This window comes from Alistipes sp. HGB5 (assembly GCF_000183485.2).
In the GTDB taxonomy this organism is placed as follows: domain Bacteria; phylum Bacteroidota; class Bacteroidia; order Bacteroidales; family Rikenellaceae; genus Alistipes; species Alistipes finegoldii.
In genome coordinates this window covers 1-19,744 of record NZ_AENZ01000004.1, presented here as the reverse complement: position 1 = coordinate 19,744, position 19,744 = coordinate 1, and the positions used below count along the sequence as shown (strand labels likewise).

Below are 19,744 nucleotides of genomic sequence, written 5' to 3'. Positions count from 1 at the left end.
GAATTTTTTCTGTTTCCGGTTCCGGCCGATCCGTTTCACGGCGCGGACACATCCTTTTCATGTTTAACGTATCGGAACGCCTGCAGCGTATCCGCCGCCGCACGCCGAAGCTCCTTTTCCCGGCGGGCGGCCTCGCGGCGCGCTTCGCGCCGGGCCTTGCGCTTCTTGTTGGTGAAACGTTCCCGGATGCGCCGCCGCAGGTCGCGGAAGTTGTCGAAATCCTCCTTGAAGTAGATGCCGACGCCGGTCTCCTGAAGACCCTGATTCTCGTCGAAACGGTCGATGGTCTGCGTAAAGGCCTTGGCCTTGAGCGTTCCCGCCCGGTCGATCAGGTAAGTGATGTAGGCTTCGCCCATGAAGTTGGACATCGAGCTGTTGATGGCCTGTTTGTTGTCGATCAGGTAGTTGCCCTCGACCTCGACGAACAGACGGTTGTTTATCAGGCTCTTCGAAAGGCCGAAGTCCACTTCGTCGCTGGTCAGCTCCGACTTGGGGCGGTAGCGGATGACAATGTTGTAGTCGTCGTTCGAGAGCAGGTTGCTGACCATGTTCGAGAGGAACTCCAGCCCCGTCGCGGCCGAAACCGACGCGCCGATGTTCGACGAGGCGGCGTTGTTCTCGGACATGAAGCTGTTGAACAGCAGCAGGTAGGCGAACTGCGTATCGACCGTCTCAGGGGTGGTCAGCGCATTGGCGACCACGGCCTGCGTCTCAGGGTCGGTGCCGGGCACGTTCACGTCGAAGGTGACGGCCGGGTTCGAAAGCCGGTCGCCGAGGTGGATGATGCACTCGACGGGCACCGAGCGGTCGGCCGTCACGTTTTCGGCCGTGCCTTGCAGCAGCGGCTGCAGCGAGGCTTTCAACTTATAGATGGCGTCGATATTGAGCATGGCGTCCATCGGCGCACCGGTCCACTGGATCGTCGAGCCGTTTTCGATAATGAACTTCTTGTTGATGATGTTCTGGAGCGAGAAAAGGAAGCTTCCCTCGGTGATGGTATAGTCGCCGTACATTTCGAAGACGTTCGAGCGGGGATTGATCTGCAGGTTGAGCGTTCCGTCGCCGCGGCCCTTGAGCGTATTGCCCGACACGCTCAGCTCGACCTCGACGCCGGGCCGTACGTTGAGCGCCAGCGCAATGTTCATCTGGCTGCCGGCCACCGTCTTCTGCTGCCGCTGGCGTTCGAACATCATCTTCCGCCGCGCCAGATTGTCCACCGTATCGACCTTGGGCTTCTCCTTGAAGGTCACGAAATCGGCGTACGAGATATTGGACTTGTTCGACAGCGGCATGAAGAACGACGAATGGTCGTCGGTGGAGGCGGCGATGTCCATATTGACGGCGCCCTTGTCGCCCGAAATGCGCGCCGTGCCCGAAGCGTAGACCTTGCCGTAGAAGAAATCGTTGTCCTGCGCCGTGGTGTTGAGCACCAGCATCTGCTGGGGTGCGACACGCACGTCGTAGGCGATGTTGGAGAGGTGCTGCAGGCTCAGGTCGATGTCGAAACGGCCCCGGTTGCCTTCGGGGTCGAAGACCGGAACGTTCGACGCGCGGAAGCGGTTGCCCCGCACGTCGAGAACGGCTTCGGGCATCGAATAGGCCACCTGCGTAAAATCGACTTTCGTCGAGAGTCCCGTGACGTGAATCCGTCCCGTCAGGTCGGCATCCCGGCGCTGGCCCTGCAGCACCAGTTCGGCCGAAGCGAGCCCCTCGGTCTGGGAAATCACGCCCGAAAGCACCGGGTCGAGCAGCCCCATGTCGAGACTGTCAATGTCCAGCCGGGCGTAGTAGCGCACCTGCGAAGGGGCGTAGAAGCCCCGGATAAGCGTATCGCGCTTGTTGCGGTCGGTGACGGTCACTCCGGCGCGGTTGCGCGAGAAATCCCAGCGCGAAGAGAGCCGCAGCGGAGGAGCCGGAATGTCGTTGACCTCCAGACTGTCGAGCAGGATGTCGGCGGAGATTTCGCCCGCATGGAGCACGGATTTCATCGTCGCGGAACCGTTGGTGCGCCCCTCGACGACGTACCCCAAGCGCTCGGCAACCTGCATGAAAGGCGCGAGGTCGAAGTTGCGCAGGCGCAGGGTCACCGAATCCTCGCGGCTGCGCGAGGCGACGCCGTCCAGCAGCAGCTCCTGCTCGCGGTTCATCACGAAAAACCGGTCGATCACGACCTGCGCCGTGTCGAGCTGTATCTTGCGGGCGTAAATCTGCCACGTCTTCGAACCGCGGGTGACGTGCGAAGGCAGGATGCGCAGGTCCACGACGCGGCCGTTGGGGCCGTGTTCGTCCACCACGTGCGCCTGCACGCCCAGCAGTCCCGACACCTTGCGCAGCGTATCGTTGAAACCCGCCGAAACCTGCATGCGGCCCTGCTTGGCGCCGCCCGTGAGCGACAGTTGCGGCAGGTGCAGCACCCCGGCGTAGAGATCCTCGGCCGAAGCGTAGACCGTGAGCGAGTCGCCCCGGTTGGAGGCGTTGATGCTCAGGCGCGTGGCCAGCATGCGTTTGCGCTCGACGTATTCCGACGTCGCCTTGAGCGAAAACTGGTCGCTGGCCGGATTGAAAAGCAACTGCATCGACGACCCGTCGGCGATCTGCAGGCCGGCCGTGATGGCGTCGGTAATGGGGTCTATGTGACGGATATTGACCGACAGCAGCGAATAGTCGTTGGCCACGGCCGTCTTGCGGCCGCGGGGCGTCGGGTCGCCCTCGCCGCGGCGCAGCAGGGGCAGGTATTTCCATGCGCTGCGGCGCAGGTATTCGAAGACTTCGCGGTAGCTGGTCTTGCTGCGGAACGTGGCGTCGGCGAAGTCCGAGCGCAGTTCGACGAGTTTGCTCCGCGCCGAGTTCTCGCCCGTGACGGTCATGGTCTTCGAGGTGATCCGCTTGTCGTTGTAGCGGTAGACGGCGTCGGTGACGTGGATACGGCCGTTCAGGTCGTCCAGCGAGCGTCCCCCGGCATTGGCCTCGATACGCGCCGCGAGCTGCGAGACGGAGTCGCGGCGGTTGATATGAAGCCGGGCGAGGTCGGCATGGCGCAGGTCCATCGTGAAGTCGTAGCGCGGAATCGAGTCGTTGAAATCCACCAGCCCCGAAAAATCGAAATCGAGGTTGGGATCGCGGGCCGTGACGCGGCCGTCGAACTGGCGGTTGCGCAGGCGGCCGTCGAGCCGCAGCGAGTCGTAGATATAGTCGTTGAAGCCCAGCTGCGTGACGTTGCCCACGACGTTGGCGTCGGTATAGCCTTTGCCGACCACTCCGTCGATATAGGCCGAGAGGGTCGCGTTGCCCAGAAGGTCGCGGCGGCCGAGCAGCTCGCCCAGACGCAGGTTGTGCGTCTCCACGTCGCCCCGCACGCTGCTGCGCCCCGCCTTAAGCGGCGTCATCCGCAGGTTGCAGGTCACCTCGCCCACGCCGGTCGAGGCGCCGAGCTGCATGTCGAACGACGAAAGCAGCCCCTTGAAGCGGGCGTTGACGTCGATCTGCCCCGTGTTGCCCAGTATGCCGACCAGCTTGTCGGACAACTCGCGGCCGCCGATCCCCGCAGCCAGTTCGTCGACGGCTTCGGCGGAGGATTTGAGCCGCGGAACGTTCAGGTCGAAACGGGTCTGCCGGATGTCGGGAAGCCCCCGGACCGAAGCGTCGGCGATGAGCCACGTACCCTCGCCGATCTGCATGCTTTTGACCTTGGCCGTGAAATCGGCGACCACGCCCGCGACCTCGACATTGACGTTGCTGAAATCGGTATGCCAGCCGCGCAACTTGGGGGCGAAGTAGGCGATGTCGTCCGTCGAGACGGTCGTATTGCGCAGCGCGCCGTCGATGCGCACCTCGCCGATGAAGTCCTTGTACTCGGCCCACGAATCGCCCGCCAGCGAGATATAGGGAATCTGGACGTTCGAACGGCCCGTCACGACCGAGACGTCCTCGAAACCCATGCAGCCGTTGGTCAGGTAGAACCGCCCGGCGAAGCGGTCGAGGGCGAAGCCGCTGCGCTCGCGCGCCGAGAGGGTTTCGATGGTGGTGTAGATGGACTGCCCGTCGATGGTGAAGTCGTTCACATATGCCGTGATGCCGTAGAGGTGCATATGGCTGAAGTCGATGCCGAACTCCGGGTCGCGGCGGTCGAGCCGCTCCAGACAGAGGTCCGTATTCTCGATCGACGCCTTGCGCAGCGACAGGCGGAAGTTGCCTTTCTTGGGTTTGTCGGGGTTGCTGATACGATTGACGATCTGCTTGATGTTCATCTCCCCGCCGGGCGTCTCGCGCAGGTAGAGCTTGGCGTCGGCGATTTCGCCGCGGCTCAGCGAAAGCCCCCCGCCGAAGATGCCCAGTCCGGTGACAAAGGCGTCGAGACGGCCCACGTAGAGCAGCGTGTCGCGCTGGTAATCCTCGACATAGAAACCCTTGATCTTGACCCTGCTGAAAAGCCCGATGTCCACGCGGTCGATGCTGACGGTGGTTTCGAGCTTCTTCGACGCCATGCGCACGGCTTTCTGCACCACGTAGTTCTGCACGGCCGGAATGTCGAGCAGCAACGAGAGCGCCAGAGGCAGAATTATCAGCAACAATACCGCGGCCGATAACACCTTTCCCAATATTTTTATACCTTTGCGCATTGATAGGTCGTTATAACCTGCAAATTTAACTATAATTAGTTAAAAAAACGAAAAACCGCATGGATATTACTATTCTGGGCATCGAATCCTCGTGCGACGACACATCCGCCGCCGTGATACGCAACAACGTGCTGCTGTCGAACGTCATCGCCTCGCAGGCTGTCCACATCAAATACGGCGGCGTGATCCCCGAACTGGCTTCGCGGGCGCACCAGCAGAACATCATTCCCGTGGTGGACACGGCGCTCAAGGAGGCCGGACTGACGCCCGAAGAGATCGACGCCATCGCCTTCACGCGCGGCCCCGGACTGCTGGGCTCGCTGCTGGTGGGCGTGTCGTTCGCCAAGGGGCTTTCCATCGCGCACAACATCCCGATGGTCGAGGTCAATCACCTTCAGGGACACATACTTTCGCATTTCATCGACCTTCAGGACCGCGCGCTGCCGCACCCCGGATTCCCGTTCCTCTGCCTGCTCGTGAGCGGCGGCCACACGCAGATCGTGCGCGTGGATTCTCCCCTCGAAATGGAGATCATCGGCACGACCATCGACGACGCCGCGGGCGAAGCCTTCGACAAGTGTGCCAAAGTGATGGGACTGCCCTACCCCGGCGGCCCGGTGATCGACAAACTGGCCAAGGAGGGCGATCCGAAGGCGTTCAGGTTCGCACGGCCCCACGTAGACGGATACGACTACTCGTTTTCGGGGCTAAAAACCTCGTTCCTCTACACGCTGCGCGACGCCGTGGCCAACGATCCCGGTTTCATCGAGAACAACAAGGCCTCGCTCTGCGCTTCGCTGCAGAGGACGATCGTCGAAATCCTGTTGGACAAGCTGGTGCGGGCGTCCAAGGACCTCGGCATCCGCGACATCGCCATCGCGGGCGGCGTTTCGGCCAACTCAGGACTGCGCAACGGGATCGTCGAAGAGGGCAGCAGGCGCGGCTGGCGCACGTTCCTGCCCGAATTCAAGTTCACGACGGACAACGCCGCGATGATCGCCATGGCGGGTTACTACCGCTACCAGCACGGCGACTTCTCGTCGCTCGCCGTCTCGCCCGTGGCGCGGCTGCAGGAGCTGTAGGAGCCGGACGCGGAAACGGCAGAAACCGGACGCCGAAGCCGCATGAGCCGGCTGCAGCCGGCCACAAAAAAGCCCCCGGTCGAACGGCCGGGAGCAGGTCCGGAAGCGGCGGAAAAACACTCCGCACTTCCGCAAAAGCGATCTATGTTAGAATGCAAGGATCGGACGGGCGATACCGTCGTAATCGATATACTCGCACATAAGCTCCACCAGATGTTTCTCGGAACCGCCGATATGAATGATACATGCCGTCTCGCCGGGTTCAAAGCAGGTCGTAGCCCACAGCGTACAGGTATTGTAATGGGTGCCGTCCGTCACGAACAGCTCCTCCTTCTGATCGGCGGGAATCATCGCAAGCGTCTCGTTGAATTTCGCAATCACGTCATAGCTTACATTTTCGGAGTTGTAGCCGTAATAGACATTGTAACTCGAAGTCTGCCACTCTTTCAGAAGCAGAGCAGCTTCATGGCCGCAGAGATTGGCCACCATATCCCATAACTGCCCGGTGCTCGGCAGGAACCAGCCGCTCGACGTTTCGGGAGCCGGGAGCGAGAAATTATTAACCGTCAAATCGAAAGCAGGGCACCATGTAGCAAGGTTCGGTCCATAATCGGATACGGTTTTCATCGTCTCTTCGTAACCATTGACATTGCCATACCACGTGCTTGCGATTTTCGCTTTCGGAGTGCTTGCGAAATCATTGTCGGTAGAATACTGAACCGTCTGGCTGTCGGCGCTATGGGCATTTTTTACAGCTACGACATACCCGTGCGTATAGCCCTTCTCCTTGTCGCCGGCGGCGATCCGGTTTTCGTCCGTCTGGCAGACGATGCCGATAACGGTCTTACCGGCGACGGGAGCGGGTTTGGTGTCGGCCCAGACGGGATTCAGTCCGTCGGCCTCGATGCTTACCAGTCCGCCGTCGCTCCACGTACCGTCGGAATAGTAATAGTCGCCGATCTTCGGCGCAACGTAAGCCACCGTCACCGTGCAGGTCGCCTTGCTCTCGCCCACGCTGGCGGTAATAGTGGCCTCACCGGCGGCAAGAGCGGTGACGACACCGTCCTCGACCGTCGCAACTACCTCGTCGTCAGAAGACCAAACTACCGCTACGCCGTCCTGCAGGGGGGGGGTAACGGTCGCTACGAGCGTTTCGGAAAACCCGACATTGAGATTCAATTCCGTCCGGTCGAGCGTCACGACCGTTTCGGGGACCTTCTTCTCATCGTCGTCGCAGGCGAAAAACACCAGCGATGCAGCCGTCAGCAAAGCTGACTTCCTTAAAAAGTTTCTCATAAACCAAGTTTTAAGAATTAATAATACGGCAGTACCGACAGCAGTCTCTCCGGACTCACGACAAAAAGCCCAGTAATGTTTTCGATGATCGTCCGGCAAAACACCATCAATAACCTAACCGGGAGTCAAATATAACAAAAAATCAACCCGGTGGAACGCGGATGCCGGAAAAAATTCACGGTCAAATAAAAAGCCCCTAATAAATTAGGGGCTGAAAAGGCAGGCGTCCGGAAACGCCTGCCGAAATATTATCCCGGCAAACCGGGAGGGGGCTTATCTTGCGCCGAAGAGTTTTTCCTTCAGCGAAAAGTTATCGTACTCGTCTCTGAGCGCGGCCATCAGGTCGCGCACCGACTGAATCTTCTCGGCGCGCCATGCGTTGGCGCCGCAGAAGGCGTAGCCGTTCTGCAGCTTGCCTTTGAATGCGTTGTAGAGCGCCAGCATGATGCAGTAGGGACTGTGCGTCACGTCGCAGGTCTTGATGCAGTCGAACGGACAGTTCTTGGGGCGTTTAAGCCCCTCTTTCACCCTATCGAGGAACGAGCTGTGGATAGCCCGTCCCGGCATGCCGACGGGACTTTTGATGATCTCGATGTCCTGCGGTTTGGCGTCGAGATAGGTCTGCTTGAAGGCCGGATCGGCGTCGCACTCCTCGGTGGTCACGAAGCGCGTGCCCATCTGCACGCCGTCGGCGCCCAGCTGCATGATACGGTAGATATCCTCGCCGGTGTAGATGCCGCCGCCCGCGATGACGGGAATATGGCAGTCGTGTTCGGCACCGAAAGCGCGCACCTCGGCGACGATTTCGGGAACGAGGGCTTCGAGCGAAAAATGCTCGTCGGCGAGCTGCTCCTCCTTGTATCCGAGGTGACCGCCCGCCTTGGGGCCTTCGACGACGATGGCGTCGGGAATGTACCTGTACTCCGAGAACCACTTCTGACACAACAGTTTCGCCGCACGCGCCGACGACACGATCGGGGCCAGCTTGGTCTTGGCGCCCTCCGTGAGGAACGACGGCAGGTTGAGCGGCAGGCCGGCGCCCGAAAAGATGATGTCGGCCTTCTCGGCGACGGCGGTCTTCACCATGTCGGCGAAGTTCGACATGGCGACCATAACGTTTACGCCGACGATGCCCCGCGTGGCTTCGCGGGCCTTGCGAAGCTCCTCCTTAAGCCCCCAGATCGAGGCTGCGCGGTAGTCTTTCGAATAGTTGTTGTAGATGGCTCCGAGACCTGCCGACGAAATGACGCCGACGCCGCCCTGATTGGCAACGGCCGAAGCCAGTCCGGAGAGGGATATGCCTACGCCCATGCCGCCCTGCACGATGGGGACGGTGGCGAGCAAATTTCCGATTTTCAATGCTTTCATGTTAAATTGGGATTAGTGCGAACTAAATAACCATGGGGCCAAAGGTACGAAAAATCGAGGCGATTGGTTCCGCACGGGAAGATAATTTAACGCAGGCTTCACATTGCGTCGCCGCAGCGGCTGCCTTTTCGGGGCGGGAAGCCGCGGCCGGCCGGCTGTCCGGAAGTGAAAAGCGGCATTTTTTACAGGCAAAAAAACGGCGGATATCGCTTTTTTTTCTAACTTGGAAGCGCAAACGTCACTCAACCGCTAACCTTTAAATCGACAAGCATGAAAAAACTTCTCTTTCCGGCTCTGGCCCTTATGCTGTGTATTCCGACCCTCTCCGCCCAAAGCAGGGGTGACAAATATGTCGGCGGAATAATCGGCATAACGACGACGTCGATCAGCATCGACGGCTCCTCCGCATCGCAGACGACATTCGGATTTGCACCCGAATTCGGTTATTTCGCATCCGACCGACTGCGCGTCGGCGGCTCGATCGGCTACCAACTGATTTCATCCGACGGCGAAACGACGCACGGGCTGACGGCAGGTCCCAGCCTCGCCTATTACGTCAGACTGTGCGACCGCTTCTACTACACGCCGCAGCTGGCCGTGGGATTCGCGTTCGCATCGACGGACGGGACCAGCGGATACGGCTTCGATGCAGGATTGTCGCTCGGAGCGTTCGAAATCAGGCCGTCGGCCCATATCGGACTCTCAGTCAGCCTTCTGACGTTGGACTACAGCTACCTGTCATATTCGGGAACGGGTGTGAACGGGGTCTCTTTCCAGCTCGGAATCAGCCCGACGGTCGGTTTCAAATACTACTTTTAGGCCGCAAAAACCCGATCCCGACCTACAGAAACCGCACGCCCCGCACGCGGCTCCGGCTGCGGTCGGCGGCTTCGCGTTCGACGATGCCCGTCACCACGTCGGCGGCATCGTGCCAGCGGTTGGCGCGGAAACGGCGGCGGTAGGTAGTCAGGTGGGCGTAGAGTTCGGGCCAGCGGAAATTCCATCCCCGCGGCCACCGCAGGAGGTGAAGCGCAGTGGCCGAATTGGAGAGGATGCGGGCCTCCTTGTTGCCTCCCTGATGAAACCATTCGATGCGCACGCCGGGCGAGAGCGACTGCACGGCGCGGGCGAAGCCGCGGCCGCCGTTGTTGCTCTCGACGGCCGCCTGCCGCGTGTCGGAGCGCAGCAGCATCTCGGCGACCAGCGGTTCGGAGACCTCCATCGGTTCGCGCGTATAGACGGCGTCGGTGATGTAGATAGCCCCGTCGGCATCGACCGCGTACGAGAGCGAACAGAGGTAGTCGTCGCCCGTATCAGCCGTGTCGGTATAGTTGCCGCGGCGGACGATCTCGTGCGGCAGATCGTCGTACTCGGCGAAATTCAGCCCGTATAAAAGCCCCTCGCGCGAGGAGGGATGCCCCTGATACATGCTTTCGAACTGCAGCGGATCGAGCCGCCGCTTGGCTTCGAGCAGGGCGCGGCCCTGCTGCTGCTCCCACAACGCCTCGCCCGGCATGCGCGGGTCGATTCCGGTCGGCGGCGAGGATTTGAGCGCTTCGAAGTTCAGATGCAGCCACGTGTCGGCGGGCAGGCCGTCGAGCTGCGCCCACTCCTTCAGCTCCGCGACCGGTTCGCGGGCCGTGAGCGTGCCGATCAGGTCCTCTTCGTGCCAGCGGGTGAAGACGATCAGCTCACGCGAAGCGTTGTGCATGCGGGTGCGGACCACCGACGTATACCACTCCCAGCAGTTGGCGCGGATGAGCGGCGAATTGGCTTCGAGGGCGTCCTTGTAGAGGTCGTCGAGGATAAAACAATCGACGCGGTTGCCCGTGAGCGAACCTTCGCGGCCCACCGAAAGCAGGCCGCCCCGGCAGCCGATGATTTCGACCTCGTCGGCCGTGCGGATATAGCTGGGCGGCTTGGAACCCTGCTTGATGGTCGTCGCGGGGAAGAACGCGGCGTATTCGCGCGACTCGATGATACGCTGGACACGGCGGTTGAATTTCGACGCCAGCGCCCCGGAATAGGAGGCGATCGCCACGCGCTGATCGGGGTCCAGCCCCAGCACATAGGCCGGAAGCAGGGTCGTGGCGCCGACGCTTTTGCCGTGCTGAGGCGGCATGGTGACGATCAGCCGCCGGACACGGCCCGCGGCGAAAGCTTCGAGCACGCGGTAATAGGCCCGGTGGAAAGGCTGCAACTCCAGAAAGGGATAGACTCCGAGGGCGAACCGCTCGAACGGAGGAAGGTCCGCCGGGCCGGAAACTGCCGAGGTGACGCCGGAAAGCGAGGAAAAGGAGGCGGAAGCAGAGTGAGCGGAACCTGAAGGAACGAAATCCGACGGCACAACATCGGATGGAACTGCACCGGACAGAGCAGAACCGGAAGGAACGAAATCCGACGGCGCAGAATCGGGAAGCACGGAATCAGACGGGGTGGAACCGGACGAAGCGGAACCGGACGAAGCGGAACCGGACAAAGCGGAACCGGTGCCGCAACCACGTGAGCCGCAAGCACCGGAAGTCAAAACATCGGAGCCGGGGAGCAGATCACCGGCGAGAGATTCACCGGGGAGAGATTCGCCGGAAAGTGATTCGCCGGAAAGTGATTCGCCGGAAAGTGATTCGCCGGAAAACGAATCGCGGAGCAAAAATTCGCCGGCGAGAGAATTCGCAGGATAATCCGGCGCGAGAATGCCGGCCGGAACAAAAACCTCTGCGGAATCGGCTTCCGCAGAGGACAATTTGGATTTCAAGACCATTTGTAGAAATTTTGAACCCATGCGCGGCGCCGCGGCGGGAGGTTCGGAGAGAAAAAGAGCGTTCCGGCGGGCTGCGCCGCACCAAGGAAGGATAAATGCCGGAACGAACAAGGCGGGGAGCCGGAGGGCGCACGGCCTGCGGCCGGGGAGCGGCCCGATGCAAAACGGGGACCGGGCGGTTGCGCACACCGGCGGCAGGACATGCCCACGGCAGCGATCAGACGAAGCGCTTCATCTCGGAAAAATCGAAGTCGTTCAGCATTTCGCCCTCCGCCGAGAAGGTGTGAAACTCCCACCATACGGGCACGAGGTCCGAAACAGGCTCCGCATCGCCTTCGGGCTGCGAGAGCCGCGTCCGGTAGACGATGACCGACGCCGTAAAGCGGCAGTCCGTATCGCCGAAACGGAATGCGAGCGATCCCGAAAAGTAGTTTTCCCCGTCGACAGCATCCGCCAAACGCGCCGCCACCTCTTGATAAAGTTCAGGTGAAACCGAATACATAGTTGATAATTAGCAGGATTTTTGCAAAATAATTTGCATGTACAAATAAATTGTTTAACTTTACAGCACAAATATAGGTTCAAAATTTGAATTTCCAATCGAAAAATACAATTTTTTGATATAAAATTTTCCGATTAAAAGCTATGAACACGCGGGTAAAATTGATACGAAAACAGCTGGGCATGACGCAAGAACAATTGGCTCAGCATCTTGGCATCGGCAAAGCGGCCCTTTCGATGATCGAAACGGGGAAAGCCGGACTCTCGGCCCGGAACCGCAACATATTGGTTCAGGAATTGAACGTAAACCCCGAATGGCTGGAGAGCGGCAAAGGCAACATGTTCAACGCCGAACCCGACCTGACGGCCTACAGACTCCGCACGGACAATTCGCTGCCGCTGCAGAGCGTGCCGCTCTACTCGATCGAGGGGACGGCGGGACTGGTGCCGCTGTTCACGGATCAGGCGCAGGCCAAACCCGTGAACTTCATCCACATCCCCAACCTGCCGAAATGCGACGGCGCGATATATATAGTGGGCGACTCGATGTATCCGCTGCTCAAAAGCGGCGACATCGTGCTGTACAAGCAACTGGGCAACATCGACGACATATTCTGGGGCGACATGTACCTGCTGTCGATCGACATCGACGGCGAAGAGTACGTCACGGTGAAATACATCCAGAAATCCGACCGCGAGGGTTACGTCAAACTCGTCAGCCAGAATCCCCACCACGCCGACAAGGAGGTTGCGCTCAGCCGCATCCGCGCGATCGCGCTGGTCAAGGCGAGCATCCGGATGAATTCGATCCGATAGCGGCGGCCCGCTGACCGGCACCGAAGGCCCGCAAAAAATTCACGCCGTAAAAATCCGAGGGGGGGGAGGCATTCGTGTGGGTGGGGCCGGGAAAGGACCGGGCAGGAATCAGAGAAGAATCGAGGCAGATCAGGGAGAAGCCGGGACGGGATCCGAAAAGGCCGGGAACGAAAATTCGGAACGGGAACGATGCGGAAATGCGGAAGAACCGCCCAAAAGGCAGCGAAACGGCGGCTGGAAAACAGGACAAAACAGAGCAGAACAAACAGAGCAACACAAGCCGAAAAGACCGGAACGGTCCAACCGGAGCAACAACCTGAGGAAAAAATTCGTATCTTGCCGGAAACAAAGACGACCCAATATGGAACTCTCCGATAAAAAATTCGCGGTGCTGATCGATGCGGACAATATCTCACACCGGAAAATCAAAGACATACTCGACGAAATAGCCAATTACGGAACGCCGACGATCAAGCGGATCTACGGCGACTTCACCGATCCGAAATTCGCGGCATGGAAAAGCATTCTGCTGGAGAACTCGATCACCCCGATTCAGCAGTATGCCTACACCACAGGCAAGAACGCAACGGATTCGGCGCTGATAATCGACGCGATGGACATCCTGCACAAGGAGTCGGTCAACGGTTTCTGCATCGTATCGAGTGACAGCGACTATACGCGTCTGGCGAGCCGCATCCGCGAATCGGGCCGCGAGGTGCTGGGCTTCGGCGAAAAGAAAACGCCGAAACCGTTCATCAAATCGTGCGACAAATTCATCTACGTCGAGATTCTCGGACAGCCTGCCGCTCCGACGCCGGCACTTGCGCCTGCACCGGGTACCGCTCCGGCTGCGACACAGGCCCCGGCAGCGAAAGCCGCACAAAAAAAGACATCCGCCAAAAGACGTCAGACGTCTGACACGCAGGCCCCCGGAACGCCGGAAGCCGCCGCAGGCAAAAAAACCGCTCCGGCTCCGGGACAGACTCCGGGTGTGGTTCCCGCTTCGGAGCTGCCTCAGGTTACGGTTCAGGCTCAGACTCTGGACCCTGCGCAGTCCCAATCGATCATCCGTCCGATAGACGACGATTTCAAAGACCTGCTCGCCAATACCATAGAAGACGCCGCCGACGACAGCGGCTGGGCATTCCTCGGCATCGTCGGCAGTGTCCTGACCAAGAAAATGCCCGACTTCGACCCCCGCAACTACGGTTACAAAAAACTTTCGCTGCTGGTGAAAGCCCTCTCCGAGGCAATCGAAACCGAAGAACGACTGTCCGCAAACAAAGAGCAGAAGTTCATTTACGTCCGGAACAGAACAAGGTAAACGCTCCTTCCGCCGACCACCCGTCCGGCGGAAGGATACTCCTCAACCCCAGCCGCACAATTACGCGGCAAAAAGAACTTGCGGGATTTTCCGCCGGCCGGAACCGTTCCGCCCCTGCCATGACCATAATACGCAAACCGCCGGGCAAAACAGCCCGGCGGTCTGAGTATCGAAACAAATCAACAGTCCAACGCGACAGCAAGCGCCTTCGCATGATTCATACGGATCACGCCTTCCCGTTCTTCGACACTGGACGGCGGCATTCCAAAAAAATTAAAAAACTCCCCGCTTTCGGATTCGCGCAGAAACGGGCGTTTTCCGAACGAAACAAAAGCCGGAATCCGCCGAATCCGCACATATTATCACCGAAAAACCGAAACTCCCCGCAAAAAAGCCGCAGGAAAACCCCGAAAAAAGTCATCTCCGGGGAACAAACTGACAATAAATTTATATATTTGCAATATTGTTTTTCTAAACCCTACTAATCCGAAACAAGACATGGAGAAAACCAATGTACGGGAGTTGCAGGATGTCGTGATTCGCTTCTCAGGAGACTCAGGAGACGGCATGCAACTCACGGGTACGCTCTTTTCAGACACTTCGGCCCTGCTCGGAAACGGCATCTCGACCTTTCCGGACTACCCCGCCGAAATTCGTGCGCCGCAGGGAACCGTGGCCGGCGTATCGGGATTTCAGGTACACTTCGGCAGTCACCGCGAACTCAACCCCGGCGACTACTGCGACGTGCTCGTAGCCATGAACCCCGCAGCGCTCAAAGCCAACCGCAAATGGCTCAAGCAGGGCGCGACGGTGATCATCGACGGCGATTCGATCACCGAAGAGCATCTCAAGAAAGCGGGATTCGCCACGCTCGATCCGATCGCGGAGCTCGGACTGGACGAATACAACGTCGTCATCCCCGACATCACGTCGATGACGCGCGAAGCGCTCAAGCAGACCGGACTGGACAACAAGGCCGTGGTCAAGTGCAAGAACATGTTCGCGCTGGGCATCTGCTTCTACCTCTTCGACCGTCCCGAAGCGTACGCATACAAATATCTGGAGACCAAATTCGCACGGAAAAATCCGGTCGTGGCAGAAGCCAACAAGCTGGCTATCGACGCGGGCTATAACTATGCGGCCAACACCCATCAGTTCGCCAACACCTACACCGTGTCCCCGGCGCCGCTCGAAAAGGGCACCTACCGCACCATCAACGGCAACGTGGCGACGGCATGGGGCCTGTGCGCCGCCGCCGAGAAAGCCGGGCTGCCGCTCTTCTGCGGTTCGTATCCGATCACTCCGGCGACGGTCATTCTCGAAGAGCTCGCCAAGCGCAAGGACCTCGGCGTGAAGACCGTGCAGGCCGAAGACGAGATCGCGGGCATCTGCACCGCCATCGGCGCGGCATTCGCCGGCAATTTCGCGGTGACGACCACGTCGGGTCCCGGACTCTCGCTCAAGAGCGAAGCGCTGGGACTGGCCGTGATGACCGAGCTGCCGCTGGTGGTCGTGGACGTACAGCGCGGAGGCCCCTCGACGGGTCTGCCGACCAAAACCGAGCAGAGCGACCTCTCGCAGGCCCTTTACGGCCGCAACGGAGAGTGCCCGGTGATCGTCGTGGCGGCATCGTCGCCCAGCGACTGTTTCCACTATGCGTTCGAGGCCGGACGGCTGGCGATGGAGCACATGACGCCCGTGATCCTGCTCACCGACGGCTTCATCGCCAACGGCTCGGAGCCGTGGCGCATTCCCTCGATGAAGGACTACCCGGCAATCCAGCCGCCGATCGTAGACGACGCGCCCGAAGGCGGATTCATGCCCTACGTGCGCGACGAAAAGCTGGCCCGCGGCTGGGCGTTCCCCGGCAAGGTGGGACTGGAGCACCGCGTGGGCGGTCTGGAAAAAGACTGCGTGAAAGGCTGCATCTCGCACGACCCGTCCAACCACCAGAAGATGGTCTCGACGCGCGCTACGAAGGTGGCCAAGGCCGCGGACGACATTCCCGCACAAACCGTATGGGGCGACCCGGAAGGCGACCTGCTCGTCGTGGGATGGGGCGGAACGCGCGGACACCTGCAGAACGCCGTCGATCAGATGCGCGCCGAAGGCAAACGCGTGTCGCTCGCACATTTCAACTACATCAACCCGCTGCCGCACGGCGTGCGCGACATCTTCGCGAAGTTCCGCCGGATCGTCGTCTGCGAGCTGAACGAAGGTCAGTTCGCCAACTACCTGCGCCAAAACCTGCAGGAGTTCCGCTACGAACAGTACAACAAGTGCGAGGGCCTGCCCTTCACGATCGTAGAACTGAAAGAAAAATTCGAATCCTTATTGAAGTAACGCCATGGCAGAATACAAATACACCCCAGCGGATTTCAAAAGCGATCAGGAGGTACGCTGGTGCCCCGGATGCGGCGACCACGCCATCCTCAACGCCGTGCAGCGCGCGCTGCCCGAAATAGCCGACGCCACAGACACGCCGCACAACATGTTCACGTTCGTGTCGGGCATCGGATGCTCGTCGCGCTTCATCTACTACATGAAAACCTACGGGTTCCACTCCGTACACGGCCGCGCAAACGCCGTGGCGACGGGCGTCAAGGTCGCCAACCCGCGGCTCAACGTCTGGGTCACCACCGGCGACGGCGACTCGCTGGCCATCGGCGGCAACCACTTCATCCACGCCATCCGCCGCAACGTGGACCTCAACGTCATTCTGTTCAACAACGAGATTTACGGCCTGACCAAAGGCCAGTACTCCCCCACTTCGAAGCTGGGCAAGATCACCAAGACCTCGCCTTACGGCACGGTCGAGAAGCCGTTCAACCCCGGCGAACTGGTGATCGGCGCCAAGGGCACGTTCTTCGCCCGGTCGGTGGACATGGAGGTGGGACTTTCGAAGGAGTGCATGGTGGCCGCCGCGATGCACAAAGGGATGTCGGTAGTCGAAGTACTGCAAAACTGCGTGATATTCAACGACAAGACCCACGGTGAATTCGCCGCCGACAAGGCCACGCGTGCGGAGCGCACCGTAACGCTGCGCCACGGCGAGAAGATGCTGTTCGGAGCCGACAAGCAGAAGGGCATCGTCTTCGAGAACATGAAGCTGAAGGTCGTAACCGTCGGTGAGGACGGCTACACGCTGGACGACGTGCTGACGCACGACGCCCACCAGCGCGACACGACGCTCCACTCGATGCTGGCGGCGATGAAGTACCCCGACTACCCCGTCGCCTTGGGTGTAATCCGGGCCGTCGAGGACGCCACGGTCTACGACCGCGAGGTCGCCCGGCAGGTCGAGGAGGTCAAAGCCCAGAGCAAAATCCACTCGGTGGACGAGTTGCTGCATTCGGGCGCGACTTGGGAGATCGAGTAACGGAAGAGTGCGCGGACGGAAGACCGAACCACGGAAAATAGCGAGACGGCAAACTGCGCAGACGGCAGGCCGGACCACGTGTGGGACGCAGCAGAAAGTGCGTCCGCAGGCCCTCCCCCGAAGGACAGAGCGACACCCGGCAGGATGCTGATGCTGAGGGGAGCCTGTTCCGGAAGGGCGTCAATCCCGTAAGGATGCTGTCCCTGAAAATTCGTTACAGTTCAATAAGAAACAGCCGGAAATTCCGGCTGTTTCTTATTTCAGAGCATATCTCCCGTTTCCGGCAATCAAAGCGCCGCATACGCTGGTTCCGACAGCAGGCATATGGGTGAAAGGGCTTCGAGAAGCGTTCGCAAGAACAGGTCCCGCGTCCGAACGGCATCCATCGCAACAAGGCGGAGGTTTTATGCAAAGCGGGCGCAGCCTGCTGCTGCCCCCCCCCTCCGCAAAGTCATAAAAGGCAAGAAGCATGTCTTCATACCGTGTGTCCTTGCGGCCGTGGACCAATTCAGTGTTCGAGAAGCGTGGTGTCGATGATCCGGCGCATTTGGGCGATCTCCATGGCTCCGTTGGCGTGCTTCGGTTCACCGGACACGGGAATAAACAGGAACGTCGGAATGCTCCGCACGCGGAATATCGCCGCAAGCCGTTTTTCCTTGTCCACATTCACCTTATACATGCGGACCTTCCCGGCATATTCTTCGGCCAGCGACTCCATAACCGGCCCCATCATCCTGCAGGGACCGCACCACGGGGCGTAAAAATCGATTACGGCGGGCAGGTCGCCCTCGTATTTCCATTCCGGATTGGCCCGGAAGTCATAAATCCGCGTCTGGAATTCCGTTGTCGTCAGTTCGATTGCTTTCATAGTATGCTGTTTTTCAGTCGCCGCAGGCTGCCGGCCGAAGCTGCAATGCCGAGCATTTGTGCAACTGCCGTTCCGATCCTTGCTTTCCGAATCGTCTTCAGGCCCCGGCTCTATTCAATAACGCAAAAATCGGAGATTTCATATGCCCCGGCGACATCCGGGGACCGTCAACGATGAGCCGGCGACGTATTCGGCGACATATCCGGCGAGGGCCGTCAAGGCACTCCCCTATGCGGCTCTGCATGCAGTCCGACTACAGATCGGATGCAATTTGGATGCGGTTTGGATGCAGTCTCGCTACGGTTAATGCAGCTCTGTATACAGGCCGGCTACAGCTCAGATGCTGTTCAGAAGCTGTCCCGCCACAGTCGATGCGGCTCGGTATGCGGTCCGAATACCGTCATGAACGCATCTGAATGCGCTCCTGATGCAGCCCAGAGCGGCTCTGCCCGCAGTCCAGATACGATCCGGATGCGGATCTGATGCGGATTTTGCGGTAAAAATTCATTTTCGGCGATTTTTTCCGAGCGTAAATTGCAGAAATAAAAAAATCCGATTATCTTTGCACCTGCATTGGGGGATTAGCTCAGTTGGCTAGAGCGCTTGCATGGCATGCAAGAGGTCACGAGTTCGACTCTCGTATTCTCCACTATTGTGAACAAGGGGTTGCAAAATATTGCGACCCCTTGTTTTTTAGCTTCCTGCAAACAATTCGCACACGCATTGACAATCACACGACTTTAAACCGAAAATACAATCCTCACGGATCGTGGCGGAGCAGGTCGGTATCGAGCGGGTGGCGGGCACCGTCGTCGCCGAGCAGGACAAGACGAATCTCGCCGCCGTTGTAATCGAAATAGCGCAGTTCGAGCGGATGCAGGCCCGCAGACAACGCAACCTGTCCGCTCTTTTCGAGCAGAGGATGTTCTCCGTCGTTATCAACCACCACCCTGCCGCCGATACGCAGGATGGCGCCGTCGTCGGAAGCGAGCGCAAAGGTATAGATCCCGGTTGCCGGAATGTCGATATACCCCCGGAAAATCATCCCGACGGCCCGGCGGCCGGCAGCCGCACGAGGGAAACAGACCGAATCGACGACACAACGGCCGCCGGCAGCGTAAAGAGTCTCCGGAATGCCGATCGCGTCGCAACCGGGAAAACGGCGGAAGTACCAATCGACGCACAAACCGGGTTCAGTGTCCCGCGGCTCCAAAGGCCGCGCATAATCCTGCTTCTCATAGCGGACGGTTATCCAGTCGCCCGTACGGCCGTCGGCATGGTAGGGCCGGATGTGCAGCATACAATCGTCGCGGATAACCAGCGGGGCGTCGTAACGCGGCGAGTTTACGGTCGGCACCGAGCCGTCGAGTGTATAGCGCAAAACGGCACCGGGCAGCGGACAGACGACGGCAGTCCGGACCGAATCGGTGAAGACGCTGACAGCATGATAATTCGTCAGCGACGGAATCCGATAGTTGACACCCTCATCATCCAGCCGTCGGCAATAGTCCAGCAGCCGCGACATGAAAGCGTCCTCGTCGAACTTGCCCGGCTCGGTCCACCCTTTCTCGGCCAAAACGAGCAGGCGCGGGTAAAACATATATTCCGCACGGGACCACGTGGGGATTTTTTCGGTCCAGAGGTTGCCCTGCACACCTTTGATCTGTCTTTTCTGCGCATCGGACAGCGAGTCCGGCAGCATATCGAAGCGACAGATGCGCGCGAGCGAG

13 protein-coding genes and 1 tRNA gene are annotated in these 19,744 nt (G+C 59.7%); 7 read left to right on the top strand and 7 right to left on the bottom strand.

What is annotated here, in order from left to right:
• Positions 1 to 35: 35 nt before the first annotated feature.
• Positions 36 to 4,619 carry a translocation/assembly module TamB domain-containing protein gene (locus HMPREF9720_RS00875; protein ID WP_009596257.1) on the bottom strand — a complete coding sequence of 1,528 codons (4,584 nt, stop codon included), beginning with the start codon at positions 4,617 to 4,619 and terminating at the stop codon, positions 36 to 38.
• Positions 4,620 to 4,678: 59 nt separating this feature from the next.
• On the opposite strand from HMPREF9720_RS00875, the gene tsaD reads away from it, so the two are divergent.
• Positions 4,679 to 5,701, top strand: a complete 1,023-nt coding sequence (gene tsaD, locus HMPREF9720_RS00870) for a tRNA (adenosine(37)-N6)-threonylcarbamoyltransferase complex transferase subunit TsaD (RefSeq protein ID WP_009596231.1) — start codon at positions 4,679 to 4,681, stop codon at positions 5,699 to 5,701.
• Between the two features lie 147 nt (positions 5,702 to 5,848).
• Here the strand turns inward: tsaD and HMPREF9720_RS14760 are convergent, their stop codons facing one another.
• Positions 5,849 to 6,997 carry an Ig-like domain-containing protein gene (locus HMPREF9720_RS14760; RefSeq protein WP_009596239.1) on the bottom strand — a complete coding sequence of 383 codons (1,149 nt, stop codon included), beginning with the start codon at positions 6,995 to 6,997 and terminating at the stop codon, positions 5,849 to 5,851.
• A gap of 273 nt (positions 6,998 to 7,270) precedes the next feature.
• Positions 7,271 to 8,365, bottom strand: a complete 1,095-nt coding sequence (locus tag HMPREF9720_RS00860) for an NAD(P)H-dependent flavin oxidoreductase (RefSeq protein ID WP_009596251.1) — start codon at positions 8,363 to 8,365, stop codon at positions 7,271 to 7,273.
• 270 nt (positions 8,366 to 8,635) lie between these two features.
• Between HMPREF9720_RS00860 and HMPREF9720_RS00855 the strand changes: the two genes are divergently transcribed.
• On the top strand, positions 8,636 to 9,184 hold the full coding sequence (locus HMPREF9720_RS00855) for an outer membrane beta-barrel protein (RefSeq protein ID WP_039939470.1): 549 nt from the start codon (positions 8,636 to 8,638) through the stop codon (positions 9,182 to 9,184).
• 22 nt (positions 9,185 to 9,206) lie between these two features.
• Here HMPREF9720_RS00855 and terL read toward each other — a convergent pair whose 3' ends face one another.
• Together terL and HMPREF9720_RS00840 are read right to left on the bottom strand one after the other, a co-directional pair.
• Positions 9,207 to 10,565 (bottom strand): phage terminase large subunit, encoded by a 1,359-nt coding sequence (gene terL, locus HMPREF9720_RS00850; protein ID WP_039939479.1) that lies wholly within the window; start codon positions 10,563 to 10,565, stop codon positions 9,207 to 9,209.
• A gap of 778 nt (positions 10,566 to 11,343) precedes the next feature.
• Entirely contained in the window at positions 11,344 to 11,628 is a 285-nt protein-coding gene (locus HMPREF9720_RS00840) for a hypothetical protein (RefSeq protein ID WP_014774309.1), read from the bottom strand.
• A gap of 143 nt (positions 11,629 to 11,771) precedes the next feature.
• On the opposite strand from HMPREF9720_RS00840, the gene HMPREF9720_RS00835 reads away from it, so the two are divergent.
• The 4 genes from HMPREF9720_RS00835 to HMPREF9720_RS00820 all read left to right on the top strand — a co-directional run bounded on the left by HMPREF9720_RS00835 (position 11,772) and on the right by HMPREF9720_RS00820 (position 17,146).
• Positions 11,772 to 12,443: an XRE family transcriptional regulator gene (locus tag HMPREF9720_RS00835; protein WP_022043543.1), complete on the top strand. Its 672-nt coding sequence runs from the start codon at positions 11,772 to 11,774 to the stop codon at positions 12,441 to 12,443.
• Between the two features lie 361 nt (positions 12,444 to 12,804).
• Positions 12,805 to 13,767, top strand: a complete 963-nt coding sequence (locus HMPREF9720_RS00830; protein ID WP_009596267.1) for an NYN domain-containing protein — start codon at positions 12,805 to 12,807, stop codon at positions 13,765 to 13,767.
• Between the two features lie 498 nt (positions 13,768 to 14,265).
• Positions 14,266 to 16,110: a 2-oxoacid:acceptor oxidoreductase subunit alpha gene (locus HMPREF9720_RS00825; protein WP_009596245.1), complete on the top strand. Its 1,845-nt coding sequence runs from the start codon at positions 14,266 to 14,268 to the stop codon at positions 16,108 to 16,110.
• Positions 16,111 to 16,114: 4 nt separating this feature from the next.
• Positions 16,115 to 17,146 carry a 2-oxoacid:ferredoxin oxidoreductase subunit beta gene (locus tag HMPREF9720_RS00820; protein WP_009596266.1) on the top strand — a complete coding sequence of 344 codons (1,032 nt, stop codon included), beginning with the start codon at positions 16,115 to 16,117 and terminating at the stop codon, positions 17,144 to 17,146.
• A gap of 508 nt (positions 17,147 to 17,654) precedes the next feature.
• Here HMPREF9720_RS00820 and trxA read toward each other — a convergent pair.
• Positions 17,655 to 18,014, bottom strand: coding sequence for a thioredoxin (gene trxA, locus HMPREF9720_RS00815; RefSeq protein ID WP_009596243.1), 360 nt, complete (start codon positions 18,012 to 18,014; stop codon positions 17,655 to 17,657).
• Positions 18,015 to 18,589: 575 nt separating this feature from the next.
• On the opposite strand from trxA, the gene HMPREF9720_RS00810 reads away from it, so the two are divergent.
• Positions 18,590 to 18,663: transfer RNA gene (locus tag HMPREF9720_RS00810), tRNA-Ala, on the top strand.
• A 111-nt stretch (positions 18,664 to 18,774) separates the two neighbouring features.
• Here the strand turns inward: HMPREF9720_RS00810 and HMPREF9720_RS00805 are convergent.
• Positions 18,775 to 19,744 (bottom strand): PA14 domain-containing protein (locus HMPREF9720_RS00805; RefSeq protein WP_009596242.1); only part of this gene is annotated, 970 nt, incomplete at its 5' end.